Below are 24,704 nucleotides of genomic sequence, written 5' to 3'. Positions count from 1 at the left end.
GGCTCCACTTCTACAATCACCACCGAGCCCACTCCGCCATCGGCGGTCGCCCACCGGTCACCCGACTGACCAACCTCCCCGGACATCACAGCTAGTCAGGGCGCCGCAGGGTGGATGCCACCGGTGGTCACGGTAGGCCGGCGAGGGCCGCGACGACTGCCCATGCGTCGGCACGTGGTTCCGAAGTCCAAGGGGCCGTTGGTTTGTGGATCCGTAGCGAGACCACGCCGTGCAGGGCGCACCACGCGCGCAGCGCGAGGTCCGGGGACTTCTCGGCGGCCGGTAACAGGTCGGCCAGACGATCCAGCAGATCCAGTCCCGGCCCGGTACCGGGCTCGATCGAGGGATCGGGTCGTTCGAACAGCAACTGGTAGGCGCCGGGATGATTCTCGGCCCACGTTAGATAGGCATCGATCAGCGAACGAAGCCGGTCGACGCGGGTGCCGTCGGGCATGTCCGCGGCGTCGAGCGCATGCCGCAGCCGGCCGAACAATTCCTCGGTCACGGCATAGTTCAGCGCATCTTGAGACGGGAAGTGCATGTAGACCGCGCTGGGCGCGACACCGCAGGCCCGGGCGATGGCCCGCAGTGACGGCGTCGGCAACGACTGCGGTTCCAGCAGCAGCTCGATCGCGGCGGCAACCAACTCCGCGCGCAGCCGCTCGCCCTCTCCGCGCGCTCGTCGTTGGCGTGTATCGGTCATCGAGGCTCCCTTGACATAGATCACTGAACAGATGTTAAGTATAGCTAGCTGAACACCTGTTCACCTTCAGGAGGAGACATGAAGAACTGGGATGGCGCGACGGCGGTCGTGACCGGTGCGAGTAGCGGAATCGGCGCGGCATTCGCCACGGCCTTGGCGGAAAGACGGTGTGACCTGATCCTGGTCGCCAGGCGCGAGCATCGGCTGCGCGAGCTGGCGACAGACCTCGAACACACCTTCGGTATCCGGGCTCGGGTCGTCACCGCGGACCTTTCGATCCCCGCGGATGTCGAGCGCCTCGCCGCCCTGCTGAGCGCGGACGAGAACCCGATCGACGTGCTGGTCAACAACGCCGGTTTCGCGACCCACGGCCCGCTCGCCGACCACGACCGCGCGCGCGTGCGCGAGGAGATCGCGGTCAACATCACCGCCGTCGCGGAACTGACCCGGGCGGCACTGCCGGACATGATCCGGCGCGGCCGCGGAGCGGTGATCAACATCGCCTCCACCGCGGCGTTCCAACCGATCCCGTTCATGGCCGTCTACGGCGCGACGAAGGCGTTCGTGCTCTCGTTCACCGAAGCGTTGTGGGGCGAGCTGGAAGGTAGTGGCGTCACCGCGCTCGCCGTGTGCCCGGGCGCCACCGATACCGAGTTCTTCGAGGTCGCGGGCGAAGCCGCCAGTGTCGGACGACGGCAGACATCGGAGCAGGTGGTGGCGACGGCTCTGCGTGAACTGGACCGTCGCACGCCCCGGCCGAGCGTGGTATCCGGGCTGACGAACGCGGTGTCCACGCGTCTGCCGCGGTACCTGCCGCGCCGCACCACGATTCGCCTGACCCGTGGATTGGTCGCCGCGAAATGACCATGTACGCCCTGCGTCCCAGCAGCCTGCGCGATATCTCTTCGATGCGCCGCCACCTACTCAGCGAACGTATCGTGGACGCATCGGCGCAGCGAACCTTCGACATTCTCGCCACCGGGGAAGGCCAAGGGGAGTGGGCCGACGGGTACCGGGCCACCACCTGGTACGGAAATGCTGCGCATGACGTGGGAACGATCCGCGACATTCACTTGCGCTGGATCACGGTGCGCGAACGATTCCTGGCCTGGGAGCCCGCCGCCCGTTTCACGTTCTCCGCCGATGCCATGTCGATCCCGCTGGCGCGCCGAATGATCGAAGACATCACCTTCGAGCCGCTCGGCCCCGACCGCTGCCGCATGGTCTGGCAGGTACACCTCGACCCGGCGCCGGCGCTGCGCCCGGTCGAATCACTGGTGATGCGACGCCTTTTCGAGCCGATGTTCGACTCGTTCGCCGCCGGACTCGCCGGATTCGCTCGCACACATAGTACTCGCGGGATGGTTTGACCATGGCGGCTAGTGAAGTTGGCGGTCCCAGTCTTGGGCCCATGCGGTGATCGGTTGCAAGCTGTGGATGAGTCGTTGTCCGATCGGTGTCAGCGAGTAGCCGTTCACGTGGTCGACGATGCCGGCCGCCGTGAGTTCATGGAGCCGACGGGTCAGCACGCTCGAGGAGATTTCGCCGCATGCCGTACGCAGTTCGCGGAAGGTCGGTGGGTGTGCGGCTCTGTCGAGTTCCCAGATCACTCGCAGGGTCCACCGCCGCCCGATCAGGTCGAACAGGGCCATGATCGGACGGCCGGTCGAGGAGCCGCGGACGGGATGTCCGGGTCGTGGCGCGTCGGTGGGCATGGCTATCCGGCCTGGCTGGGCAGAGGTGAATCCTGCAGCCGCCGTGCCATTTCCGCGATCGCGATGCGCAGGGTTCCCAACGGACGCAGGAACAACGTGACGTGTGTGATCCGATCGGAGGCGTCGCGTTCCTCGCGCAGCATGCCCTGCAAGTGGTGATCCTCGACCTGTGCGGTGAACGCGAAAACCCCGTCCCGTTCGGCTCTCCACTGGTTCGTCTCGGTGATACCACCGAGCACTGTCGAGATCAGTCCCAGCACGTGTGTGGCGTCCTCGCGCCCGTGATAGTCGGCGACCGGGCTGGTGAAGATCGCGTCGTCCGCAAGATGCTGTGCGAGGTCCTGCGAGCGGTCGGCTTGCCAGAAGGAGAGAACCACACTGTCGCTCATGCCTCTATTTTAGAGGCATGAGCGACAGTGTGGTAGGCGCTGGTCCGGCGGCCGCAACCGCGGCAGACGAACTCAGCGGCTCGCGCGCAGTATGCGGATCGCGCGCAGTGCGGGGGGCGGTTCGCCCTCGAAATTTTCGGATCCGTCGAGGTAGCCGGCGATGAGGTCGGGGGCGGAGTGGTCTTCGAGGTCGGTGAAGCCGAGGGCGCGCAGCTGTGCGGCGAGGTCGTCGGGCGTGAAGTAGCTGAACACGGGTTCACCGAGGCCGGCCAGCCGATCGGCGCGGGCCTGCTGGTGCGCACGGTCCACATCGGTGTCCGCGGGCTGCAGGTAGTCGAAGACCACCTCGACCGGCTGGGCCTGACCGGCGATGTATTCGAGAGTGGCGTGGGCGGCGTCGGGAGTCAGATAGAAGACGACGCCGAGCCACACGAAGACGGCCGGGTCCGTCCGTTCGAATCCGGTGGATTCCAACGCCGCTGCCAGCGTCTGGGTTTCGAAATCGACCGGCACGAAGGTCAACGTCTCGGGGCGGTCGATTCCGGCGGTAGTAAGGCGTTCGCGTTTCCACGCTTGGGTGGCGGGGTGGTCGACCTCGAAGACACGCAAGTCCGGGCGCGGATTGCGGTAGGCGAAAGTGTCCAGACCGGCGCCGAGGATCACGACCTGCCGCACACCAGCGGCGATGGCCGCGGCCACGGCGTCCTCGGCGAAGCGCGCGCGGGCGGCGAAGAACAGTCGGCGGGGCCGATCGCTGACCCCGTCACCGAGGTGATCGGTTGTGGGTGTCCTCTTTTCGGCCAGGTCCTCTGCGGTGACGCCGAGTAGACGTGCCGCCAGGGGGTCGGTGAAGATTTGTGGTCGGTCAGCGATCTGGTGATAGGCGCGGGCGTACGCGGTGATGAGCGCTGTACGGCTGGGTCCGTCGTTATCCATGTTCGACAACCTAGTCACGAGTGTGGCGCACGCTCTATGAATTACTCACGCTCACTCCGATCTGCGCACCCGCAACCCGATGATCACCTCGCGACTGGTTATCGCGATGTCCGACAACCGCCGCCGGTAACGGCTGTGAACCCGCCCGGAGCACCCCGCAGCCGGAACACGCCACCGGATCCTCACCGGTAGCAGCCTCGATCCGCACTGCCGAACCCGCCGCGCGCACCACCTCGATCCGCGCATATCCCTACCGAGGGTCAGGAGCCGTCGGATACACGGTCCAGAACGCTACCGTCGGCTATCGGCTATCGGCTATCGGCTATCGGCTATCGGCTATCGGCTATCGGCTATCGGCTATCGGCTGGACTACTCCGACCCCATATTTCCCATTAGCTGGGATCGGTACGGATCGAGCCAACCGGCCACCGCCCTCCAGTCGGCTGGGGTCATTCGAGCAAGAGGATGCGCCTCTGACTCGAGACAGTATGTGTGCAGGCGTCGACGCTGATCCGCTGCCGATAGCAGCGCTCTTCTGCATCGTGAGCAGAATCTGTTCGTTGTTGTATGGATGTTCTCGTCCATTGTTCTCCCGCCAGTAAATGCGCGAAGAGGATCGGAACCGGTTGTGTAGCGCTATCGAGACCGAGCCGATCAGTCGTCGGTTACGAGCACTGTGTCCATGTCCACGTAGCTGCGAACAACCATGCGAATCGGTGACGTCCAGGCGAGCTGGATCGACGCGCTCAGGATCCGGCGACGCTATCGCGCGTCGGCCATGCCATGTACGGCGAACTGTCGCGTGACGTGCGTGGCACGGCGACTCGCTGACGAGCCTGCCTGAGGGGTCATCGGTGCGAGATTGCTCGAGTTCGGAGCGGCCTCGACAATGCGCATGCGCAGTTCGCGTCGGCGATCTGACCTGAGGCGGAGCGTATTCCAGCATCGGCTGGTCGCGTCGGGTCGATTCTGTCGCACCATTGGCTGTGCAGTGTTCGCCAGCCTTCGGGGGCCGTGCGGGTCCACTTCTCTTGCAGCTCTGCCGCAGCCAAGGCGGGGTTCTCGCGCTCGACTTCGTTTTCCGCGTGTGCGGCCCGGTCGACCAGCGCGGTCCAGCGGTGGAAATCCTGATGGAGTGCCTGTTCGGCCTTCTTGTGCACTGTCAGCTCCTTAGGTGACGGTTGTCGTTGTTTCTGAACCTGCGCTTCTGGATGGTGCGCTCGGATACCACAAGTCGGATCTGTATATCGCGAGCGTTGCTGTGGGCGGTGACTGGTTTGTGACGTGTCACGGCTCCTGGCTCACCTTGATTAATTGATGCACCGCATCAGATTTCGATCTATCGGTACTCGAATGTGCCGATGCCCCTCGCTGTGCGTATTGACACAGCTACATGCTCGGTCGGCTGCATGTGCGGTAGGTGCGGCCACGGCTACCATGCCCGTGGCGCCGAGGGCGACGCCGATGCGTTCGCGATTCGCGCCGCAGCGCTGGGTTAGATGTCGGCAGTCAGACATTGTGCATCGATCTCTTGTACGGAAGGATCGGATTCCGACAGCGCGTAGGGCTGCACGGACCCTTGGAGAGAGCCGCTGAGGCTCGCCGATGGAGCGGTCTTCTGTTGTCGGATGCTCAACTCTCCGGCGTCACGCATTCGCGCGGCTACCATCCCGTCATCACGGGGCTGACCGCGGTGTCGGGTGGCCAACGTTTGATGTCGGCTTGGTCACAATTTAAGCACAGACGGTTAACTATGCACAGGGCAAGTAGGGACTTTTCTATCAAAAGCCGCAGGTCTGCCATGGCTTCGTCGCCCAACCAGCGAATTTGCTGACTGCATGTGATGCATGTCACATGCGATATCTATTGACGGTTACCTGACCCTCTGTGTCCGACTTCCGGCTCGACGGAGCGGATATGAATTCGCCACCTGAGTGTGGTGGCGTGGGCCGGCGGCGAGGGCTGAGGGCTCTGCAACGAGTCGGTGCTACGTCGGCATGGTCTATTGCCGTGCGATGTTGTCGCAGTGCGGGATTCAGCCACCGCTGTATTTTTTGGGGAGGCGGAACGCGCCGCACTCGCGGCGCCAACTGCACATCCACGGAGCCAACGGGTCCGCACCCGAACACAACAAGCGCGCACTCGAATACATCTCCTCAGGACAAGTGCCGGTGAAAGACCTCATCACCCATCGCATCCCCCTCGAAAACGTGCTGGACGCCTTCTCGATCGTCAAGAACGGCGCGGCCATCAAGGTGACCGTGGAGCCTTGAGCTGTCGGCGGCCTTCCGTGCCCGGCCGCGGGCCGGGGACGGAAGAAGCCCTCTGCGGTCCGTGTCGCGTCACGGACCCAGATGGGCGACCGTGCACACGGGTGTGCAGAAGGTCGATCGGACGGTGAAGAACACCGCACCATCGCGAGTTGCGGTGCGCCGCGATCGGAGATCACCCGGACGCCGCCTCCTCGAATAGGTCAAGGGGTGACCGGCCACGCCCGGAGTTGTTCCTACAACGGCTGAGATCACTATCGAACCGGGAACGTCCGGCAGTCCTACCGGCTTGCAGTACCTGCGACGTGTCCGTGGCCTTGGCAGCAGATGTCGGGTGTGTGCCGATTCGTCGGCGGGTACCCGCAAGTTGCGCGAGCACTGAGGTTGTGGCGCTGGAATCAGGTGCCGAACAGCGAGCGAGGTTGTCAGAGATGCCGCGGGCTGGTGCGGAGCGTGAATGCAGTGTGGCCTGTCCAGGCCCTGTGGCTGACAGGGGGTTTTCCGCCGCGCCGGTCGGTTGAGGCGGGAAATAGGTATACCGCGGGTCATTCGACCGTCGCCGGGCGCGTCTTTCCATCGCAGGCTGGAGCGGAACCTGTCAGCACCCTCTCGTGGAGGCCCGTATGTACCCGCCTGACCTGGAGAAAACTGCGAAGTGCCTCGGCGACGACAGCGGGCTGTGCGCGGATGACGTGTTGATGATTCACCGTTGCGTGCGGTGCGCCAAGCTGCTCGCGCCGATCACGTCCGGGTGTTCGTCCTGTGGATCCGGCGAGCTCGAGCGTGTGCCGTCCTCAGGTGCGGGCTCGGTCGTGTCGTGGCGGGTTGTCGACCGAGCCTCGACCGATCGGCCAGGTAGGTTGGTGCCGCTGACGATCGCGATCGTGGCGCTCGACGAGGGCCCTTGGGTCTACACCTCCCTGGAAGGGGAGATCCCCTCGTCGCCGGGCCGGTCCGTGCGCGTTCGATTCCAGCCCCATCCATGGGAGGACCGGTTCCCAGTCTTCGCGGTCAGCGCCGATCCCCGAAATTCGGCGTAGTGGCCCGCGACGCGCCTATCCGATCGAGACTGATCGATGCACCGCTCACCAGATCAATCTGTCTACCGAGGCCACTTTGCCACGGGTACGTCGGTGTCCAACCAGTGCCGTAGCGGGTGGGCCTGCTAGATAGCGTGCGCTGCGGCTCGGACCAGCGCCGCGACAGTTGCCACGCCGGGCGAGTTTTCCGATTCCCGTCGGGCCAGCATGAGATCGACCGTTTCCGGCTGCCGGAGTGGTCGGTAGGTGACGCCGTCCAGTCCTAGGCTGCGGACGGGTTCGGGGGCGAGGGCGACGCCGAGGCCGGCGGCTACGGAGACGGCGAGGGTGGCGGTTTCGCTGACTTCCAGGACGGGAGGTCGGAATCCGGCGCGGGCGCATGCGTCGAGCACCAGGTGGTGCATGGTGGATCGGTCGCCGGAGGGGTGGGTGATGAATGTTTCGCCGTCCAGGGCGGCGAGATCGACCGGATCGGTGTGGGCGAGTGGGTGGTTGACGGGGAGGACGGCGAGAAGGTGTTCGGTGCGCAGTGTTTCGAGCACGATGTTCGGCGCGTCGGGGCTCCGTGCGAGGAGGTGGTGGAGTCCTCGGGCTGGTCCCGGTTCGGAGCTCGGTTGGGGTCGGACCAGTGCCAGGTCGTATTCGCCGGTGGCCAGGCCGTCGAGCAGTTGCGGGGACAGCAGTTCGCCGCGCACTCGCAGGTCGATGTCGGGGAGTTCGGTGCGGACCATCCGGGTCAGGCGGGGGAGGACGTCGTAGGTGGCGGTGCCGATGAAGCCGACCGAGACGCGGCCTGCGCTGCCGCGGGCGAATGCCGCCATGTCGTCGGTGGCGCGTGCGCATGCCGCCTCGATCCGCCGGGCGTGTTCGGTGAAGCGTTCGCCAGCGGGGGTGATCTCGACGCGGCGGGTCGAGCGGTCGAACAGCTGAATCCCGAGTTGGGTTTCGAGTTGTTTGATCTGCTGGGACAGGGCGGGTTGGGCGATGTGGACGCGAGCTGCGGCCCGGCCGAAATGACGCTCGTCGGCGAGGGCGAGGAAGTAGCGCAGGGTCCGCAGGTCGAAGTCCACACAGCAATCCTATCGCCGCTACTTATCAATGCGCGTTAAATGAGTATTGGACTGCATCAATCGAGGTGTTTACCGTCGAGGCGTGACCGATTCCTTCGTCTATGCCGCGGCGCGTACGCCGTTCGGGCGTTTCGGGGGTGCGCTGGCCGATCAGCGCCCCGATGATTTGGCCGCCGCGGCCCTGTCCGGTGTGCTCGCCAAAGCACCGCACCTGTCTCCTGATGCGGTGGGGGATGTGATCTGGGGGTGTGCGAATCAGGCCGGGGAGGACAATCGCAACGTCGGCCGGATGGCGGTGCTGCTGGCCGGGCTGCCGACCGGGGTGCCGGCGACCACGGTGAACCGGCTGTGTGGCTCATCTTTGGATGCGGTGATGAGCGCCTCGCGGATCATCGAGGCCGGTGACGCGGAGGTGGTGGTGGCCGGGGGTGTGGAGTCGATGACGCGGGCGCCGTGGGTGCTGCCGAAGCCTTCGCGGGCCTTTCCTGCCGGGAACGTCACCGTGGTCTCTACCACGCTGGGCTGGCGGCTGGTCAACGACAGGATGCCTGCGGAGTGGACGGTGTCGCTGGGTGAGTGCAACGAACAGCTCGCGCAGTTTTTCGGGATTTCCCGTGCCCGCCAGGACGAGTTCGCTTCCCGCTCACACCTTTTGGCGGACGCGGCGTGGGATGCGGGTTTCTACGACGACCTCGTGATCGCGGTCGGTGGCCTGGCCCGCGACGAGGGCATCCGTCCCGGCTCCACTGCCGAGAAGCTGGCCGGATTGAAACCGGCGTTCCGGGATGGCGGGTCGATCACCGCCGGGAACGCTTCGCCGTTGAACGACGGCGCGGCCGCGGTCCTGCTCGCGAGCGACTCAGCCGAGTTGGGTATCGATCCGCTGGCGCGGGTCGCGGGCCGGGGGACGTATGCGCTGGATCCGCAGGATTTCGGCTTTGCGCCGGTGGAGGCGGCGAACCGGGCGCTGGCTCGCGCGGGGATCGGCTGGGCCGATGTGTCCGCGGTGGAACTCAACGAGGCTTTCGCGGTGCAGTCGCTGGCTTGCGTGGATGCCTGGCTCACGCAAGGGCTGGCCGACCCCGAGATCGTCAATGCCAAGGGCGGGGCCATCGCGATCGGGCATCCGCTGGGTGCTTCGGGCGCGCGGATCGTGGGCACCTTGGCGCACCGTCTCATCGAATCCGGGCAGCGGTGGGGTGTGGCCGCGATCTGCATCGGTGTCGGTCAGGGATTGGCGGTCGTGCTCGAGAACATGCGGGAGGTGTGGTGATGGTGGAGGTCTGTGCGACGACCGCGGCGGCGGTCGCCGGAATCGCCGACGGCAGTACTGTGCTGATCGGCGGTTTCGGTATGGCGGGCATGCCCGTGCAGCTCATCGAAGCGCTCATCGAGCAGGGCGCGACCGATCTGACGGTGGTGTCGAACAACGCGGGCAACGGCGACACCGGCCTCGCCGCGCTGCTGGCCGCCAAACGGGTGCGCAAGGTGATCTGCTCATTCCCCCGTCAGTCCGACTCGTGGGTCTTCGACCGCCTCTACCGGGCTGGACAGATCGAGCTCGAGGTCGTGCCGCAGGGTACCCTCGCCGAACGCATCCGGGCGGCGGGTGCGGGGATCGGCGCGTTCTTCTGCCCCACCGGCGTCGGCACCCAACTCGCCGCAGGTAAGGAGACCCGCGAGATCGACGGCCGCGCTTACGTTCTGGAGTATCCCCTGAGCGGGGACGTCGCCCTCATCGGCGCCTATCGGGCCGACCGAATGGGCAACCTGGTCTACCGCAAGACCGCCCGCAACTTCGGCCCGGTCATGGCGACCGCCGCCACCACGACCATCGTCCAAGTCCAAGAGATCGCCGAAACCGGCGCGCTCGATCCCGAAGCGGTCGTCACCCCCAGCATCTACGTCGACAAGGTGGTCGCGGTATGAACACCGGCCCGCTCAGCAAGGATCAGATCGCGGCCCTGATCGCCGAGGACATCCCGCCCGGCGCGTATGTCAACCTCGGCATCGGCCAGCCCACCACCGTCGCCGACCACCTGCCCGCCGGTTCCGGCGTGGTGCTGCACACCGAGAACGGCATGCTGAACATGGGCCCCGCAGCGGTGGGTGACGACATCGATCCCGACCTCACCAACGCGGGCAAGATCCCCGTCACCGAGCTCCCCGGAAGCGCCTACTTCCACCACGCCGACTCCTTCGCCATGATGCGCGGCGGGCATTTGGATGTGTGCGTGCTCGGCGCCTTCCAGGTCTCCGCGACCGGTGACCTGGCGAACTGGCACACCGGCGCACCCGACGCCATCCCCGCGGTCGGCGGCGCGATGGACCTGGCCATCGGAGCCAAGCAGATCTTCGTGATGATGACGCTGTTCACCAAAGACGGCACCCCCAAACTCGTCCCGACCTGCACCTACCCCCTCACCGGAGTCGGCTGCGTATCCCGGGTCTACACCGACCTCGCGGTCTTCGACATCGAACCCGACGCAGTCGTCGTGCGCGACACCTTCGGCATCACACTCGAGGAGCTGGCGCGCCGCTTGGACGTGCCCCTGCGAGGCCGACGAGTAACGGCCTGACCGGAGTCACGTCCGGTCTTCCGGCTTCCCGAGTTGTGACCGCCGCAAGACAGCGTGTCACCGATCGCCGGCCGACCACGCGCGCGGTCCTGGAACGAACGGTCGCATCAGCGTTCACCAGGCACCAGCTTCCGGTGGACCGTTCAGCACCGGGAAAGAGGTCAAGTCCGAATGCATGGTTTAGCGGATGGTGGTCCGCGTCAGGGCCAGGCGTGGCACTGACCAGACGTGAACGCCAGGTCGCAGAGCTTATCGCCCAAGGCGGCACCAACAAACAGATCGCCGCCGAACTGGTGATCTCTCAACGCACCGCCCAGGGCCACGTCGAGCACATCCTCACCAAGCTCGGATTCACCTCCCGCGCTCAGATCGCGGCGTGGATCGCAGAAGGCACCGATCGACAAAATCAGTGAGCGCCTCGACCAGTTGTCGGTGTGCTGTACCTAAAGCAAGGTCGATACTCGGACACGCCCCACGCTAGGGATGTGTTGAGCGCTGGTGTTCCGCGCCTGAAATCCGTTGATTGATTCTAGGATTGCCGCGATCGCGGTCCGCCACGGCGAACACGTCGTGCAGGCGCATGCCGGTGCCGGTCCATCGGGACGTCCTGGAACGCTGGGCCCGCGGCGACGAGGGCGAAAGTATGAGATTTTGACTGGCTCGGGTCGAATCCGGCCCCATGCCGATGAACGAGAAAACCCCTTCCGACGCTGTTCGGAAGGGGTTTCCTGTGTCGGGCTGACAGGATTTGAACCTGCGACCACTTGACCCCCAGTCAAGTGCGCTACCAAACTGCGCCACAGCCCGTTGCGTCCGCTGTGCGGGCGCTCGAAGAGATTACCGCACGAGGCTGGAGGGGTGCTAATCGGCTGGTCAGAGGGGGTTGAAGGGTTGGGCTGGCCGGGGTGGATCGCCGGTCGGGGAGGAGTGGGCGGTCAGCGGTAGTCGTCCACGTGGTCTACGGCCCATTGGGCGAAGGTGCGGGCGGGTATGCCGGTGACCGACTCGGAAGTGGGGCCGACCGGGCTCGGTTCCGAGCCGGCCTTCGCCCACATGTCGAGGACGGGGCGGTAGTAGACGTCGGCTGCTTCCTCATAGGTCAGTTCGATCAGTCGGACCGGCTCGCCCAGGGCGGCGGCGATGGCGGCGACCTGCTGGTGGTGCGACAGGGATTCGGGGCCGGTGAGCGGGTAGGTCTTGCCCGCGTGGGAGGAGTCGTCGAGCGCCGCGATGGCCGCGTCGGCGATATCGGCCTCGTGGATGGGGGTCAGGTGCAGGTCGGGGAAGGGGACGCGGACGACGCGCTCGGCCCTGATGGTGGGAAACCAGGTGCGGGCGTTGGCGGCGAAGGCTCCCGGCCGCAGGACGGTCAGCGGCAGGCCGGATGCTCGCAGCGGGTTCTCGACCGCGAGATGCCTTGCGCCGATGGGGTTCTGGTCGTTCTCCGCCGCGATGGACGACAGCAGCACGACGTGGGCGACACCAGCGGCCTCGGCGGCGTCGATGAAGTTGCCGATGCCTTCCGCGGCGGCGTAGCAGAAGACCTTGTCCACGCCCGCGAGCGCGGCGGTGACCGATTCCGGGTCGGTCAGGTCGAGTCCGACGAGTTCGACATCGTCCGGCACGGTGGTCTCGGCGGGACGAGAGCTGGCCGCGCGCACCGGTTTTCCGGCCGCGCGCAGCTGGTCGACGACGGTCCGGCCGACGATGCCGCGAACGCCGGTGACGAGGTAGGTCATGAAATATCTCCTTCGGAACGGGAATCGGTGAGATGGGCGAGAATGCGGCGCAACTGTTCGCCGTAGCGCTGCTCGAATTCGGCGGTCCGGGCCTCCACGCCGAACAGTTCGCGAACCTGGACCGGCAGCAGCAGTGGGGCGATGACCATCCCTATCACCGCGAGCTGGAACGCGGCCGGGTCGAGGTCGGCGGCGACCTCGCCGCGCTCTTGCCGGCGCCTGGTCTCGGCGATGTCGGTCTCGGAGATCGGGTGCGTACCGGTCGGCGCGGCATCGGACAATCCCCGCCACATGAGCAAGCGGATGCCGCGGGGGTCGCGCAGACCATCGCGGAGATAGTTCGTGACCACCTCCGCCAACGGCAGCGCCGGATCGCTGAAGGCGGCCTCACGCTCCAGCCAGTTCTGCTGGAGCGCCCGGTAGAGACCTTCCTTGCCGCCGAAGTAGTAGGTGATCAACTGCTTGTTGACACCGGCCCGCTGGGCGATGTCACCCACCCGGGCACCGGCGTAGCCCTTGGCGGCGAACTCCTCCAAAGCCGCCTCGAGCAGGCAGCGTTTGGTGCGTTCGGCGTCGCGGACGCGGTGAGCGGGATCAGGTGTGCGGTGTGTCGCCACATACCCAGATTAGGCCAGTATTTTACAACTGGCTAATTGTTTTAGACGCTCGGTGGATAGTCGAGGTGCGTTGCCTCGCACCGCGACCCGCCCCATCGCTGTCAAACGAACGCCAGGGGCGGAGACGCCGGAAAGGTCACCGGAACGGCCGCCGGTGCGCGGTGGAAGGAGCTCGGCAGCCACTCCAGTTCGTCGGCGGGGACCGACAGCCGGATCTCCGGAAGGGCGTCCAGCAGTTGGTCGAGCGCTTCCTGGACGATGACCATGGCGACCGACTGGGCAGGACAGGTGTGTGGCCCGGCGCCCCAGGCCAGGTGCGACCGGTTGCCCTGGCGCTCGCCCGCCACCGCCGCGGGATCGTTGTTGCACGCCGCCAAACCGATCAACACCGGTTGGTGCTGGGGCAGCCACACATTCCCGACGATCTGCGGCTGGTTCGGGTATCGCACGCAGGAATTCGCAGTGGGAGGATCGGTGAACAGCACCTCGTCGATGGCGTCCCGGGTGGACAGCGCTCCGCCGAGCAGTTCGCCGCCGAATCGTTCATCGGTCACCAGCAACAGCACGGTGACCGCGATGAGGTTCCACGTCGGTTCGGCGCCCGTGGTGTACAACGAGGCCATCTGCTGCACGAGTTCGGTTTCGCTCAACCGAGCCGGATGCTGTACCAGCCAGGACGCCACATCCGCCGCGGGCGCCGCGCGTTTGGCCGAGATCACCTCGAGCATCGCCGCGGCGAGCGTTCGATGGCTCGCCTCCGCCGAGGCCGCGTCGGCGGCGTCGCGCAGGCTCATCATCGCCGTGTAGGCGTTCTGCCGGACCTCCGGCGGGAATCCCAATACCTCTTCCAGCACCCTGACGGTGAGCGGGATCGCGTACTCGCTGAGCAGATCCGCCGAACCGGCCGCGCAGAAACCGTTGATCAGCGACAGCGCGGTGCGTTCCACGGTGTCGCGCAGCGTGTGCAGGTCGATGCGATCGAGGCTGCCGGTGACGGCGTTCCGGTAGCGAGCATGCTCCTCTCCCGCCGTTCGCGACGCGTCCGGCCGCCAGCGCATCGCCCACGGCACCGGACATCCTTCCGGCACGTTCTGTTCCCATTCGCTGGGATCGGCCGAGAAATGCACGGCGTCGGTGAGCACGTCCAATGCCGTGCGGTAATCGATGATCAATGTCGCGGGCACCTCCGGCGCTACTTCGACCGGGACGAGCGGGCCGTGATCGCTGCGCATCCGCCGGTATGCGGCGTGCGGGTCGGCCGCGAACTCGTTCGAATACAGCTTCATCCTCGCGCACCGTGGCGATCGAAGGGCAGCGCAAGAGACGAGGGATCAGTCAAGACAGGCTCCTGGAAGGAAATGCACGATCGAGAGCGGGATCCGCGCGACTTCTCTGGCGTACGCGAATCCGGCCCTGCGCGGAATAGCCGGGTCGGCTACCGAAGGAAAGCGTGTGCGAGAGAACGACGACACGCAGTGGGTGAAAATAGTCGCAGGCCTGCCGATCGGATCGTGAATCCTGGTGATCCGTGTACCCGGTGCCACCTCGACACTTCTGAACTCCCCTGCTTACGCCGCCGGCATTCGGTGCCACGGCCGAACCCGGCCGTCATACCGACCGGTCCGCCAAAACTGTTCGACCGCAGCGTAATTCGACTAACGGGGGGAGCATACCGAGGTCTGTCGTCCTTCGCAGCGCGAGCAATTCGAGACAGTCATGCCCCGCGAGACATTCGCCTCCGCGACGTTCTGCCCGGGCATGAATATTTGTAAACGCATCTCTAACAAAGCGTGAACTGATCACCCCCCGACGTGGTGCGTCAAACCATGACACTCGTGGGCGACGACTGCGCAGGGGCCTGCACGACAGTCAATTTCGAACGTTTGCGCAGCGTGAATCCCAGCGTCTCGTACAAATGGATCGCCGACGTATTGCCGGCGGAAGCGTGCAGAAACGGTGTCTCACCCCGCGCGCGGATGCCCGCGCCGACCGCGCGGACCAGGCGCGTAGCGAAGCCGCGGCCACGGAATCCGCCGTCGGTGCACACGGCGCTGATCTCGGTCCAGCCCGGCGGGTGCATGCGCTCTCCGGCCATCGCCACGAGTCTGCCGTCGACCCGCAGCCCCAGATAGGTGCCCATCTCGATGGTCCGTGGAGCGAATGGGCCGGGTTGGGTGCGAGCGATCAGCTCGAGGATCTCGGGCACGGCCGCCGCGGTGAGCCGTTCCAGTTCCGGGTCGTGGGCGACGCGCAGGGCGGTGCCGTCCATCTGCACCGAGTCCATGTGGTTCAGGACCGTCCAGCCGTCGGGCGGCACGTGGCCGTAGCCGCGCAACGCGGTGCTGCCGCCCGGCCCGAGAAGTGTGGCCAGATCGGCCCAGTCTCGTTCGTCCAGCACCGGCGGGTGGCCGACGAACCTGGCGACCTCCGGGTCGTAGCGGCCGATCCGGCCCACCCAGCCGGCGAACCGGCGGTGTTCGCCACGCAGCGACGCCCGCACCGGGTCGTCGAGCGGGTGTAGCGAGGTATCGACGTCGACAATCGAATCAGTGGTCACCGCGCACTCCTCCACAACAGCGTCCGACGAGAGAACGTTAGCGAGGCGCACGATCACCCGACACGGGTTGCGCTCACCGCGATTCCGATGCATCGACCGCGTGGAGGCGCGGGCGGGTCATCGCGCGTGTGTCGAAACCATCGACGTCTGCGGCGTATTCGCGCCGGTGCGGAAGTCGGGCGCGAACGCCGCCACTGTCGCCAGGGCCGAGGCCGCGAAGCACAGCAGCACCGCCCAGCCCAGTGACGCCGACGACGCGGTTCCACCGAATGCCAGTAGTACGCCGGTGGTCAGGGCGATGCAGAATGTGGCCGACAGCCGCTGCGTCAACTGCAGGAAGGACGCGGCCACCCCGTGCAACGACGAGGGGGAGAACGCCAGCGTCACCGCCCGCAGCGGCGGCTCCACCACGCCGCTGGTGAGACCGCAGGCGACTTGGATCGCGGCCAGCACGAGGAACAGTGTCGTGGCGGCGGTCGCCGCCATGCAGGCGGTTTGGACGACGAGCCCGTAGGCTACGACCACGGACCCGTGCACCGCGAAAAGCCGTTGCCCCCAACGCGCCGCGAAGATCCGGGCCAGCGCGGAGGGAATCAGTGCCAGCGCGACCACCAGTGCGGGGATCTTGTGGACCTGGAGGAAGTACACCGTCTTCACCGTGGTGAACGCGAGCATCGATCCGAACCACAGCAGCGCCACCACATTTCCCGTGACGTAGCCCCGGGAACGCATCAACGGCGGCGCGAACAGCGGCAGACGGCCGCGGCGGGCGTATGCGCGCTCCCAGAGGGCCAGTCCGATGACGAGAAGTCCGCTCGCGACGACGATGGCGGCGACCGCTGGGGCGGGGAGACCCGGATCGATGACGGGGATCGTGACGATGACGACGAGCAGTCCGAGCGCCGCGATCCCTGGGAGGTCCAGATCGGTCGAGCGGCGCCCACGGACGTCGCGAGGGAGCCCGCGGAGGCCGAGCGCGACCGTCGCGAGCGTGAACGGCACGGGCAGCACCAGTACGGCGCGCCAGCCCAGATCCGGCGGCAGCATCCAGAGTGCCGTTCCGGCGAGGACCGGCCCGGCGATCGCGGCCAGCGCGCCCGCGGTGGTGTACGCAGCGAGAGCGCGCAGGCGGGCGGCTCCGGTGAAGACGTCCTGGATGACGCCGAGCACCTGCGCGCTGATCACCCCCGCGCCGAAGCCCTGCACCAACCGGCCCGCGATCAGCGGCCACGCGCCGGGGGCGAACGCGGAGACGACGGCGCCCACGAGGAACAGCCCGAGTCCGGCGACGAACAGGTTGCGGCGGCCGTACGCGTCGCCGAGCCGCCCGGCGGGGGCGAGCCCGAGGCCGAAGGTCAGCGAGTACGACGCCAGGTACCACTGCACGTCCGAGTTCGCCAGACCGAGCGTCGACCGCACGTCCGGCGCCGTGAAAGCGACCGCCGCGGAGTCGAGCAGCGTCGCGAAGCCCGCCCCCAGGCAGCACCAGAGAGCGGCAGCCCGATCGCGGATGACCGGTGGGCGGGTGACCGAGGATTGCGGTGAGTGCCTCAACTCGGCACCTGTCCCGCACCACCGTGCGGCCTGATCCGGCCGCCGGTGGTCGTCGCATGCATGCCGGAAGTATCGAGCCGCGACGAATCGATCGGAAGCTTTAGGATCGCCCCGATCTCATGGCCGATGCCCGGCAGGCGGGCCGGAGAGGCGCCGAATCACACGCTTTCTTGACCTGTCGGTCGAAAACTATTACGGTTCAGGTCATGGGCAGGCCGCGCAACTTCGATCCGGACACGGTGGTGGAGCGGGCCATGGAGGCGTTCTGGACCCATGGGTACGCCAACACCTCGCCCGCGCAGCTGGCCGAGGCCACCGGGGTCGGCAAGGGGAGTCTCTACCACGCTTTCGGTAGCAAACGCGCGTTGTTCGACCAGGCTTTGGATCGCTACGACCGGCTCGGTGCCGAGCTGGCCGCCGAGATCCTGTCCCGCCCGGGTTCCACTCGCGACTGTCTGGCCACGTTCCTGTGCGGTCTGGTGGATTCCGACCTGGCCCAGCCGGTTCGGCGCGGCTGCTTGGCGGTGAACACCGCCATGGAACTGGGCGGACACGACCCGGAGATCACCCGCGCGGTCCGCGCCATGCAGGACCGTGTGATCGGAGCGTTGGAGGCTCGCATCGATCAGGGGCGGCGCGACGGTGACGTGCGCGCCGGGGCCGACCCTCGGGCGGCGGCCGAATTCTTGATGAACACCATCGTCGGCCTGCGAGTGATGGCCAAGACCTACGATGCGCCCACGTTGCATCGCGTCATCGATACCGCTTTGACCAGCCTCTGAATTCCGATGCCCGACCGTCGGCCCGCTTGCTGCCCACATTGTTGACCTGTAGTTCAAGAAAGAAAGGTTCCCTCATGGATCTCGAACTGTCCGGCAAGACCGCCGTCGTCACCGGCGCCGGTCGCGGCATCGGCCTTGCGGTGGCGGAGGCGTTGACCGCCGAAGGTGTCCGGGTGGTCGGCGCCGCGCGCACCATCACCCCCGAGCTCGAAAAGGCCAGTGTCGCGGCCGTTCCCGTCGACCTCTCCACTTCCGAGGGGGCGACTCGGTTGATCGATGCCGCCCTCGAAGAACTGGGCGGCGTCGATATCGTGATCAACAACGTCGGCGCGGTGAACGCCGCGCGCCTGGAGTTGGGCGGATTCCTCGAGGTCGATGATGCGCAGTGGCGCGAGCTGTTCGACCTGAATCTGTTCAGCGCGATCTGGGTCACCCGTGCGGCCCTGCCGAGCCTGCTGGAACGGCGCGGCTCGATCGTCACCATCTCATCGATCAACAAGCATCTGCCCGCCGCGGGCCCGGTCGGTTACAGCGAGGCCAAGGCCGCGTTGACCGCGCTCACCAAGCGGCTCAGCGAGGAGTTCGGGCCGCGCGGAGTGCGGGTCAACACCGTCTCTCCCGGCGTGGTCGGCACGCCGCTGTGGCGTGGACCCGACGGTGTCGGCGCTAAGTTCGCTGCCGCGCAGGGGCTTTCGCAGGAGGAACTGCTCGCGGCCGTGCCCGAGCAGTTCGGCATCGCCTCCGGCCGGATCAGCGAGCCGGAGGAGGTCGCCGCTCTCGTCGCCTTCCTCGCGTCACCGAAAGCCGCGAATATCGTCGGTGCGGACTACGTCATCGACGGAGGCACCTTGAAGATCGCCTGACGAGGTCCGCGGCGGGAGTGCTCTCGTGCTCCCGTCGCATGGTCTTCCGCGTCGAATACGTTCGCGCACTTGGTATCACGAGCTTCGCCGGTATCTGTCGCGTCCGGAAGCGTCAGCATGTAGCGTGGCTGGTCGGACGGCGCGGATAGGAGCGGACTGGTGCGTGTCCATCATTTGGATGCCGGGGGAACCCGTCCCTTCGGAGGCCGTTTGTTCGACGGCCGGCCGGGGTTTCGGCGTACGGCCGCCGGAGCTTGCCACTGTTTGTTGATCGAGCACTCCGCTGGATTGGTCCTGGTCGACACGGGTTACGGCGAGCAGGCGCTGTCGCGGCCGGATGTCTGGGTGGGGCGTCAACTCATCCGGCAATCGAATCCGGTTCTGGACCAGCCGATCGCACGGCAGGTCGAGGCGCTGGGCTTCTCCCGCGACGATGTCCGCGACGTCATCGTCACGCACCTCGATCTCGATCACGCCGGTGGCCTCGCCGATTTCCCGCAGGCCACCGTGCATGTGCACCGGGCGGAACTCGATGCCGTCGCGGGCCCCTTCGGCAGGCGCGAGAAGTTGCGGTATCGGCCGGTGCAATTCGAGCACGGACCCGAGTGGTCGGTGTACGACGAAACCGACAGCGACGCGGAGCGCTGGTTCGGGTTCCAGGCGGTGCGTGAACTGCGGGGGCTGCCGCCGGAAATCCTCATGGTTCCGCTGGCCGGACACACGCGCGGTCATGTCGGCGTCGCGGTCGACACCGGAAACGGCTGGCTGTTGCACGCCGGTGACGCATACACCTATCACGGGCAGATGCGTGCGAAGCCGTCGATGCCGTTGGGCACGCGAATCTTCCAGTGGTACGTGGACACTCGGCGACAGTCCCGCATCGAGAATCAGCAGCGGCTACGGGAACTCGTCCACGACAACGGCGACGCGGTGACGGTCTTCTCCGCCCACTGTGCGACGGAGTTCGAACGACTTCGCGGTTGACACCCGACGCCCGGAGCGGTACGCGCCTATGATCCGACACCGAAGGATCGGTGCGACGGCCGGCGCCGAAGGCCGGGTTCAGCGCCGGGCGATCGCCCGCGCCACGCTGCGGAAGAGTTTGCGCCGAAGGCTCGTCCGTGCCCTGGCGAGCAGCGGTGGCTCCGGCGCCGGTGCGGTCGCACCGAAGCGGGGGAAGAGCGCGATGGCATTGTCGCGCTGGATGTTTCGCCGCGTGCTGTCGTCACATCCGGGAAAAGTGTCGAGCCCGGCGTTGAAATAGTGGACCGCGGGTTCGGGCGCGAAGGGCCAGTCGCTGCCGTAGAGCACGTGCCCGGGTTCGGCGAACGCGAGCAGGGACGGCAGTGCCGCCGCGCTCGCCGACAACGCGGTATCGAAATAGAACCCGGCGAAGTCGTCCAGGATGTCCAGCGGGCTGCGCCCGGTGTCGTTGAAGATGGCCAGTGCCATGCGGTGTGCGGCGTAGGGGACGAACCCGCCTGCGTGGGCGAGGACGAAGCGGACGTTGGGATACCGCCGCCGAATGCCATTGCGTACGAGCAGGTACGCCGCGCGGGTGGTGTCGAGCAGGAAATCCGCGGCGAATGGCGCGACGCCCGGCACGGCGGGCGCGGGCAGGTCCGCGGGGTGGACGAACGCGACGGCCGATCGCCGGTCCAGCACCCGGAAGAGGTCGTCCTGCCCGTCCTCGCCCAGATAGGTCCCCGCCGCGTTGCCGAGCAGCACGACGCCGTCGGCGTGCAGGTCGTCGAGGGCGCGTCGAGCCTCGTCGGCGGCAGCGGTGACGTCGGGCATGGCGAGGGTTGCGAAGAACCCGAACCGGTCGGGTTCGGCCTGCGCCAGCGCGGCGGTGTAGTCGTTGACCGAGCGGGCGAGTGCGGCCGCCTGTGCCGGGTCGGCCAGGAACGTGGTGCCGGGCGTCGACACCGACAGCACCGCCGAAGCGATCCCGGCCCGCGTCATCGACGCACGCGCCGCCTCGGGACTCCACTCGGGCAGTGCACGCCCGCCCGGGGCGGTCACACCGTGCACCCGAAGCGCTTCGGCATAGTCCGGCGGGATCAGGTGCTGATGCACGTCGATGCGATTCATGGGGTTTAGCAGTCCTTTCTCCGGGCGCACCGGGCTCGAAGAGGTCCGGACCCTCACTCTGGCGCACCCTCGGGTCGTTGCGCAAGCAATTCTGATGATTTCATCATTGTTGCTTGACAGACTATTTCTACATAACTGATGATTGCATCAGATCAACGATCTGGGAGGTAGTGGTGACAACCGACAGTGCCGCCGAGACCGGGCGGATGATCCGGGTCGGCAATCGAGACATCTTCTACAGCGAAGCCGGCGCGGGCGCCGCCGTGGTGCTCTTGCACGGGGGCGGACCTGGAGCCAGCGGCAGGTCGAACTACTCCCGCAACATCGAGGCGCTGGCCCGGCGTTTCCGGGTGATCGTTCCGGACATGCCCGGCTACGGGCGCTCGACCAAGCGCATCGACCAGTCCGATCCGTTCGGCGACTTGGCCGCGGCGGTCGGTGGGTTGCTCGACGCCCTCGATATCGACTCGGCACACCTGATCGGCAACTCCTACGGGGGAGCGGCGGCGTTGCGGTTGGCCATGGACCGACCCGAGAAGGTGCGGAAACTGATCCTCATGGGCCCCGGTGGGGTGGGCACCACGCGCGCGTTGCCGACCAAAGGCTTGCAGTCGCTGCTGTCCTATTACGGCGGTGACGGCCCGAGCCGGGCCAAGCTGGCCGAGTTCATCCGCGAGTATCTGGTTCACGATGCCGGCGGTGTCACCGAGGAGATCATCGACGACCGTTATCGGGCCAGTCTCGATCCCGACGTGCTCGCCGATCCGCCCTTGCGGCGTCCCTCGGGACCGTCGGCATTGCGAACGCTGTGGCGCATGGATTTCACCCGCGACGCCCGGTTGCCGGGCGTGCGCAATCCGACGCTGGTGATCTGGGGCGCCGAGGACAAGGTGAACCGGCCCGACGGTGGGCGCATGCTCGCCGAGCGGATGCCCAACTGTGATCTGTACCTGGCGGCGGAGACCGGCCACTGGGTGCAGTGGGAGCGCGCGGAGCTGTTCAACGCGCTGGCCGTCGCGTTCCTGGGAGCGGCGTGATGAGCGAGCGCACGGGCCGGGCAACCGGTGGGTCGGTGTTCGGCGCGGTGCATCTGGGCTATGTCGTCGTGCATTCGCGGCGGCTGGCCGACTGGCGCCGGTTCGGCGGGTTGGCCATCGGGATGCACGTCGACGAACTGGACACCGACATGTTGCGCTTCCGTCTGGACGACCACGCCTGCCGCTTCCTCATCCGGCACGGCACGGCCGAGGACGTCACCGCGCTGGGCTGGCAGGTGGACGACCACGAGACCTTCGACCGCATCCTTGCCCGGGTGAGCGACCGCGGCGTGCCGATCGAGGAAGGCACCGCCGAGCAGGCGGCCGCGCGCGGCGTGCAGCGCCTGTGGCGCTTCCCCGGCCCCAAGGGCATCGCCACCGAAATCTTCACAACGCCGGTGACCAGTCCGGAACCCTTGCGGATGCTCAGTTCCGGCTGGGTCACCGGCGAGGCGGGGATGGGCCACGTGGCGATCGTCTCCCGTGAACCGGAGTCGATGCGCGGCTACTACGACACGGTGATCGACGCGCGGTTGACGGACTACATCGACGAAAACTTCTCCGGCTTGACGATGAAGATCCGGTTCTTGCGAGTGAACGAGCGTCACCATTCGATCGCGATCGCGAACCTGCGCGGGATGAAGATCGATCCGCTGCGAACTCGGGTGCAGCACATCAATATCCAGTCCGCGAGCCTGGAGGACATGCTGGCCGCGTTCGGCCGGGTCACCGATCTGGGTTTCCGGATGGCGTGGTCGGTCGGCCAGCACACCAACGATCGCGAATTGTCGTTCTATTGCGTGACGCCGTCCGGTTTCGAGCTGGAGGTCGGCTGGAATCCGGTGGTGATCGGCCCGGAACTGGAATCGACCTGGGAACCGAGCACCTATCAGGGCATCAGCATCTGGGGCCACACCACGGTGGGGGAGACGGTGCTGGACAAGTTCGCCCAGTTCCGGCAAGCCCTGCGGACCATCAGGACTCCGGAACCCACTGTCGCCGAACTGACGGGAGGACTGTCGCGATGAGCGACTTCGATGTCGATGTGGTGGTGGTCGGCCTCGGCCCGACCGGTTTGACCCTGGCCAACCTGCTGGGACGGCGAGGGGTGCGAGTGCTGGTGCTGGAGCGGGAGCCGGAGTACTACGGGATGGCCCGCGCGGTGTACACCGATGACGAAGGCATGCGGGTCTTCCAGACCGCCGGGGCCGCGGACGAATTGGCGGCGGACATGAACGTCGATTCGACCGTGCAGTGGGTGCGCGGGGACGGCTCGGTGCTGGCGCAGTTCCATCAGACCGACCGGCCGCTGGGCTGGCCCGTGGTCAACTTCCTGTACCAGCCGTATCTGGAGAACACGCTCGAACGGGCACTCGACCGCTATCCGCACGTCACGGTGCGGCGCGGTCGCGAGGCGGTCGACTTCGACCAGGATGCCGACGGCGTGCACGTCGAGCACGCCGAATGCCGGGGTACGGGCTACGGCAAGCGCCCGGCGGACACCGATCCGCGCACGGCCGAACGGGTGCGGGCGAAGTTCCTGGTCGGCTGCGACGGCGGCCGGAGCGTGGTGCGCACCAAGCTCGGTATCGAGATGTCCGGCACCAGTTTTCCGGAACGGTGGCTGGTCGTCGATCTGAGAGCCCGTGACGGTGTCGATGCGTTCCGGCATCTGCCGTATTTCAACTTCGTGTGCGACCCGGAACTGCCGATCGTGTCCTGCCCGCAGCCGGACCGGCATCACCGGTTCGAGTTCATGCTGTCGGAATCCCAGACCAACGAGGAGATGGAGGACCCGGAGACCGTACGCCGCTACATCGCACGCTTCGTCGACCCGGACGAAGTGGAGGTGCTGCGCAAACTCGTCTACACCTTCAACGCGGTTGTCGCCGATCGCTGGCGCGACGGGCGGATCCTCGTCGCGGGCGACGCCGCGCACATGACCCCGCAGTTCATCGGTCAAGGCATGAATTCCGGAGTGCGCGATGCGGACAACCTGTCCTGGAAGCTGACCGCGATCATCGAACACGGTGCGGCGCTGGACATCCTGGACAGCTACGAGTCCGAGCGGAGGCCGCACGCGAAGGCGATGATCGATCTGTCGGTATTGAACAAGCAGATCGTCTCGCTCGACAACAAGCTGCTCGCGGCGGCCAGGGACATCGGGCTCACCACCGCGCTGCGGGTGCCGGGGCTCGGCGGCTGGATCCGCGGCGCGAAAATGAAACCGCGGCCGCGCTTCCGTCGCGGCGCCTACCTCGGTCTGCCCCGGCGCGTGCTGCGTGGTATCGAGGGAACCCTTGCCCCGCAACCGGACATCCGCGACTACAACGGACGTCACCGGCGCTTGGACGAGGCGTTGGGCATCGGATTCGCGGTCCTGGGTTACGGCACCGATCCGCGCCGGGCCTTCGGGCCGGAGCAATTGGCATTCCTGCGTGGTCTCGACGCCGCCTTCGTCACCGTGTATCCGCTCGGTGGACGCCCGCAGGGCAAACCGGGCGACGGCCGCGACGACGTCACCGACATCGAAGACCACACCGGCACTCTGACCCGCTGGTTCGGCAAGGCCGGACTGCGCCCCGGCGGCGTCCTCGTGCTGCGCCCCGACCGATTCGTCTTCGGCGCCGCCGCGGCCGGGCACGGCGCGTCATTGGTCACCGAACTCGCACGGCAACTGGGCATCTTTCCGATGTCGCGAGTGGAACAGCACGACCTCCGCGCGCAGTACGAGCAGGCCTGACAACCTCGCGCGGCAT

At 66.8% G+C, this 24,704-nt stretch carries 24 protein-coding genes, 1 tRNA gene and 2 pseudogenes; 14 read left to right on the top strand and 13 right to left on the bottom strand.

The features are described from left to right. Positions 1-127: 127 nt before the first annotated feature. Complete coding sequence (locus tag AB0L97_RS29515) at positions 128-703, bottom strand: TetR/AcrR family transcriptional regulator (RefSeq protein ID WP_364435818.1); 576 nt, start codon at positions 701-703, stop codon at positions 128-130. 78 nt (positions 704-781) lie between these two features. Between AB0L97_RS29515 and AB0L97_RS29510 the strand changes: the two genes are divergently transcribed. Both AB0L97_RS29510 and AB0L97_RS29505 read left to right on the top strand, forming a co-directional pair. Beyond that, positions 782-1,567 (top strand): SDR family oxidoreductase, encoded by a 786-nt coding sequence (locus AB0L97_RS29510; RefSeq protein ID WP_364435815.1) that lies wholly within the window; start codon positions 782-784, stop codon positions 1,565-1,567. Continuing rightward, positions 1,564-2,073 carry an SRPBCC family protein gene (locus tag AB0L97_RS29505; protein ID WP_364435812.1) on the top strand — a complete coding sequence of 170 codons (510 nt, stop codon included), beginning with the start codon at positions 1,564-1,566 and terminating at the stop codon, positions 2,071-2,073. Before AB0L97_RS29510 ends, AB0L97_RS29505 begins: the two co-directional genes overlap by 4 nt. 9 nt (positions 2,074-2,082) lie before the next feature. Here the strand turns inward: AB0L97_RS29505 and AB0L97_RS29500 are convergent, their stop codons facing one another. From AB0L97_RS29500 to AB0L97_RS29485, 4 genes are all read right to left on the bottom strand, one after another. Beyond that, positions 2,083-2,418, bottom strand: a complete 336-nt coding sequence (locus AB0L97_RS29500) for a helix-turn-helix domain-containing protein (RefSeq protein WP_355076676.1) — start codon at positions 2,416-2,418, stop codon at positions 2,083-2,085. Between the two features lie 2 nt (positions 2,419-2,420). Beyond that, entirely contained in the window at positions 2,421-2,807 is a 387-nt protein-coding gene (locus AB0L97_RS29495) for a hypothetical protein (protein ID WP_355076674.1), read from the bottom strand. Positions 2,808-2,879: 72 nt separating this feature from the next. After that, entirely contained in the window at positions 2,880-3,743 is an 864-nt protein-coding gene (locus AB0L97_RS29490; RefSeq protein WP_364435807.1) for a class I SAM-dependent methyltransferase, read from the bottom strand. Positions 3,744-4,591: 848 nt separating this feature from the next. Continuing rightward, positions 4,592-4,903, bottom strand: coding sequence for a hypothetical protein (locus AB0L97_RS29485; RefSeq protein WP_364435804.1), 312 nt, complete (start codon positions 4,901-4,903; stop codon positions 4,592-4,594). A gap of 924 nt (positions 4,904-5,827) precedes the next feature. Here AB0L97_RS29485 and AB0L97_RS29480 point away from each other — a divergent pair. Further along, positions 5,828-6,016: pseudogene (locus AB0L97_RS29480) on the top strand (alcohol dehydrogenase); the annotation flags it as partial. Between the two features lie 620 nt (positions 6,017-6,636). After that, positions 6,637-7,053: an OB-fold domain-containing protein gene (locus AB0L97_RS29475; protein ID WP_364435801.1), complete on the top strand. Its 417-nt coding sequence runs from the start codon at positions 6,637-6,639 to the stop codon at positions 7,051-7,053. Between the two features lie 125 nt (positions 7,054-7,178). On the opposite strand, the gene AB0L97_RS29470 is transcribed toward AB0L97_RS29475, so the two are convergent. Continuing rightward, positions 7,179-8,123, bottom strand: coding sequence for a LysR substrate-binding domain-containing protein (locus AB0L97_RS29470; RefSeq protein ID WP_364435798.1), 945 nt, complete (start codon positions 8,121-8,123; stop codon positions 7,179-7,181). Between the two features lie 82 nt (positions 8,124-8,205). Here AB0L97_RS29470 and AB0L97_RS29465 point away from each other — a divergent pair, with 82 nt between their 5' ends. From AB0L97_RS29465 to AB0L97_RS29450, 4 genes and pseudogenes are all read left to right on the top strand, one after another. Further along, on the top strand, positions 8,206-9,396 hold the full coding sequence (locus AB0L97_RS29465) for a thiolase family protein (protein WP_364435796.1): 1,191 nt from the start codon (positions 8,206-8,208) through the stop codon (positions 9,394-9,396). Next, positions 9,396-10,052, top strand: coding sequence for a 3-oxoacid CoA-transferase subunit A (locus AB0L97_RS29460; RefSeq protein WP_364435793.1), 657 nt, complete (start codon positions 9,396-9,398; stop codon positions 10,050-10,052). The genes AB0L97_RS29465 and AB0L97_RS29460 overlap by 1 nt, the downstream gene beginning before the upstream one ends. Beyond that, a complete protein-coding gene (locus tag AB0L97_RS29455) occupies positions 10,049-10,702 on the top strand; it encodes a 3-oxoacid CoA-transferase subunit B (RefSeq protein ID WP_364435790.1) in 654 nt (217 codons plus the stop codon). The genes AB0L97_RS29460 and AB0L97_RS29455 overlap by 4 nt, the downstream gene beginning before the upstream one ends. Before the next feature lie 218 nt (positions 10,703-10,920). After that, positions 10,921-11,115 (top strand): annotated as a pseudogene (locus AB0L97_RS29450) (helix-turn-helix transcriptional regulator); the annotation flags it as partial. Positions 11,116-11,435: 320 nt separating this feature from the next. On the opposite strand, the gene AB0L97_RS29445 reads toward AB0L97_RS29450, so the two are convergent. The 6 genes from AB0L97_RS29445 to AB0L97_RS29420 all read right to left on the bottom strand — a co-directional run bounded on the left by AB0L97_RS29445 (position 11,436) and on the right by AB0L97_RS29420 (position 17,169). Next, positions 11,436-11,509, bottom strand: a tRNA-Pro gene (locus AB0L97_RS29445). A gap of 128 nt (positions 11,510-11,637) precedes the next feature. Then, positions 11,638-12,441 carry an NAD(P)H-binding protein gene (locus AB0L97_RS29440; protein ID WP_364435787.1) on the bottom strand — a complete coding sequence of 268 codons (804 nt, stop codon included), beginning with the start codon at positions 12,439-12,441 and terminating at the stop codon, positions 11,638-11,640. Then, positions 12,438-13,058: a TetR family transcriptional regulator gene (locus tag AB0L97_RS29435; RefSeq protein WP_364435784.1), complete on the bottom strand. Its 621-nt coding sequence runs from the start codon at positions 13,056-13,058 to the stop codon at positions 12,438-12,440. Before AB0L97_RS29435 ends, AB0L97_RS29440 begins: the two co-directional genes overlap by 4 nt. A 101-nt stretch (positions 13,059-13,159) precedes the next feature. Then, complete coding sequence (locus AB0L97_RS29430) at positions 13,160-14,344, bottom strand: cytochrome P450 (RefSeq protein ID WP_364435781.1); 1,185 nt, start codon at positions 14,342-14,344, stop codon at positions 13,160-13,162. A gap of 533 nt (positions 14,345-14,877) precedes the next feature. Beyond that, positions 14,878-15,615 carry a GNAT family N-acetyltransferase gene (locus tag AB0L97_RS29425; protein WP_355076654.1) on the bottom strand — a complete coding sequence of 246 codons (738 nt, stop codon included), beginning with the start codon at positions 15,613-15,615 and terminating at the stop codon, positions 14,878-14,880. A gap of 117 nt (positions 15,616-15,732) precedes the next feature. After that, complete coding sequence (locus AB0L97_RS29420; protein WP_364435777.1) at positions 15,733-17,169, bottom strand: MFS transporter; 1,437 nt, start codon at positions 17,167-17,169, stop codon at positions 15,733-15,735. Positions 17,170-17,375: 206 nt separating this feature from the next. Between AB0L97_RS29420 and AB0L97_RS29415 the strand changes: the two genes are divergently transcribed. From AB0L97_RS29415 to AB0L97_RS29405, 3 genes are all read left to right on the top strand, one after another. Beyond that, positions 17,376-17,951 (top strand): TetR/AcrR family transcriptional regulator, encoded by a 576-nt coding sequence (locus tag AB0L97_RS29415; RefSeq protein WP_355076651.1) that lies wholly within the window; start codon positions 17,376-17,378, stop codon positions 17,949-17,951. A gap of 74 nt (positions 17,952-18,025) precedes the next feature. Then, positions 18,026-18,814 carry an oxidoreductase gene (locus AB0L97_RS29410; protein WP_364435773.1) on the top strand — a complete coding sequence of 263 codons (789 nt, stop codon included), beginning with the start codon at positions 18,026-18,028 and terminating at the stop codon, positions 18,812-18,814. 159 nt (positions 18,815-18,973) lie between these two features. Then, positions 18,974-19,798, top strand: a complete 825-nt coding sequence (locus AB0L97_RS29405) for an MBL fold metallo-hydrolase (protein ID WP_364435770.1) — start codon at positions 18,974-18,976, stop codon at positions 19,796-19,798. 78 nt (positions 19,799-19,876) lie between these two features. On the opposite strand, the gene AB0L97_RS29400 is transcribed toward AB0L97_RS29405, so the two are convergent. Beyond that, complete coding sequence (locus AB0L97_RS29400; RefSeq protein WP_364435767.1) at positions 19,877-20,908, bottom strand: amidohydrolase family protein; 1,032 nt, start codon at positions 20,906-20,908, stop codon at positions 19,877-19,879. 206 nt (positions 20,909-21,114) lie between these two features. Here AB0L97_RS29400 and AB0L97_RS29395 point away from each other — a divergent pair, with 206 nt between their 5' ends. The 3 genes from AB0L97_RS29395 to AB0L97_RS29385 are packed head-to-tail and all read left to right on the top strand — an operon-like array spanning position 21,115 to position 24,688. After that, positions 21,115-21,945 (top strand): alpha/beta fold hydrolase, encoded by an 831-nt coding sequence (locus tag AB0L97_RS29395; RefSeq protein ID WP_364435824.1) that lies wholly within the window; start codon positions 21,115-21,117, stop codon positions 21,943-21,945. After that, complete coding sequence (locus AB0L97_RS29390; protein ID WP_364435763.1) at positions 21,945-22,973, top strand: VOC family protein; 1,029 nt, start codon at positions 21,945-21,947, stop codon at positions 22,971-22,973. The genes AB0L97_RS29395 and AB0L97_RS29390 overlap by 1 nt, the downstream gene beginning before the upstream one ends. Continuing rightward, on the top strand, positions 22,970-24,688 hold the full coding sequence (locus AB0L97_RS29385; protein ID WP_364435760.1) for a bifunctional 3-(3-hydroxy-phenyl)propionate/3-hydroxycinnamic acid hydroxylase: 1,719 nt from the start codon (positions 22,970-22,972) through the stop codon (positions 24,686-24,688). Before AB0L97_RS29390 ends, AB0L97_RS29385 begins: the two co-directional genes overlap by 4 nt. The last annotated feature ends 16 nt before the right edge of the window (positions 24,689-24,704 follow it).

The sequence above is a fragment of the Nocardia sp. NPDC051911 genome (genome assembly GCF_040681035.1).
Classification (GTDB): domain Bacteria; phylum Actinomycetota; class Actinomycetes; order Mycobacteriales; family Mycobacteriaceae; genus Nocardia; species Nocardia sichangensis.
Note: the sequence above shows the minus strand (reverse complement) of the source record. Positions and strands in the feature narration are given on the sequence as shown.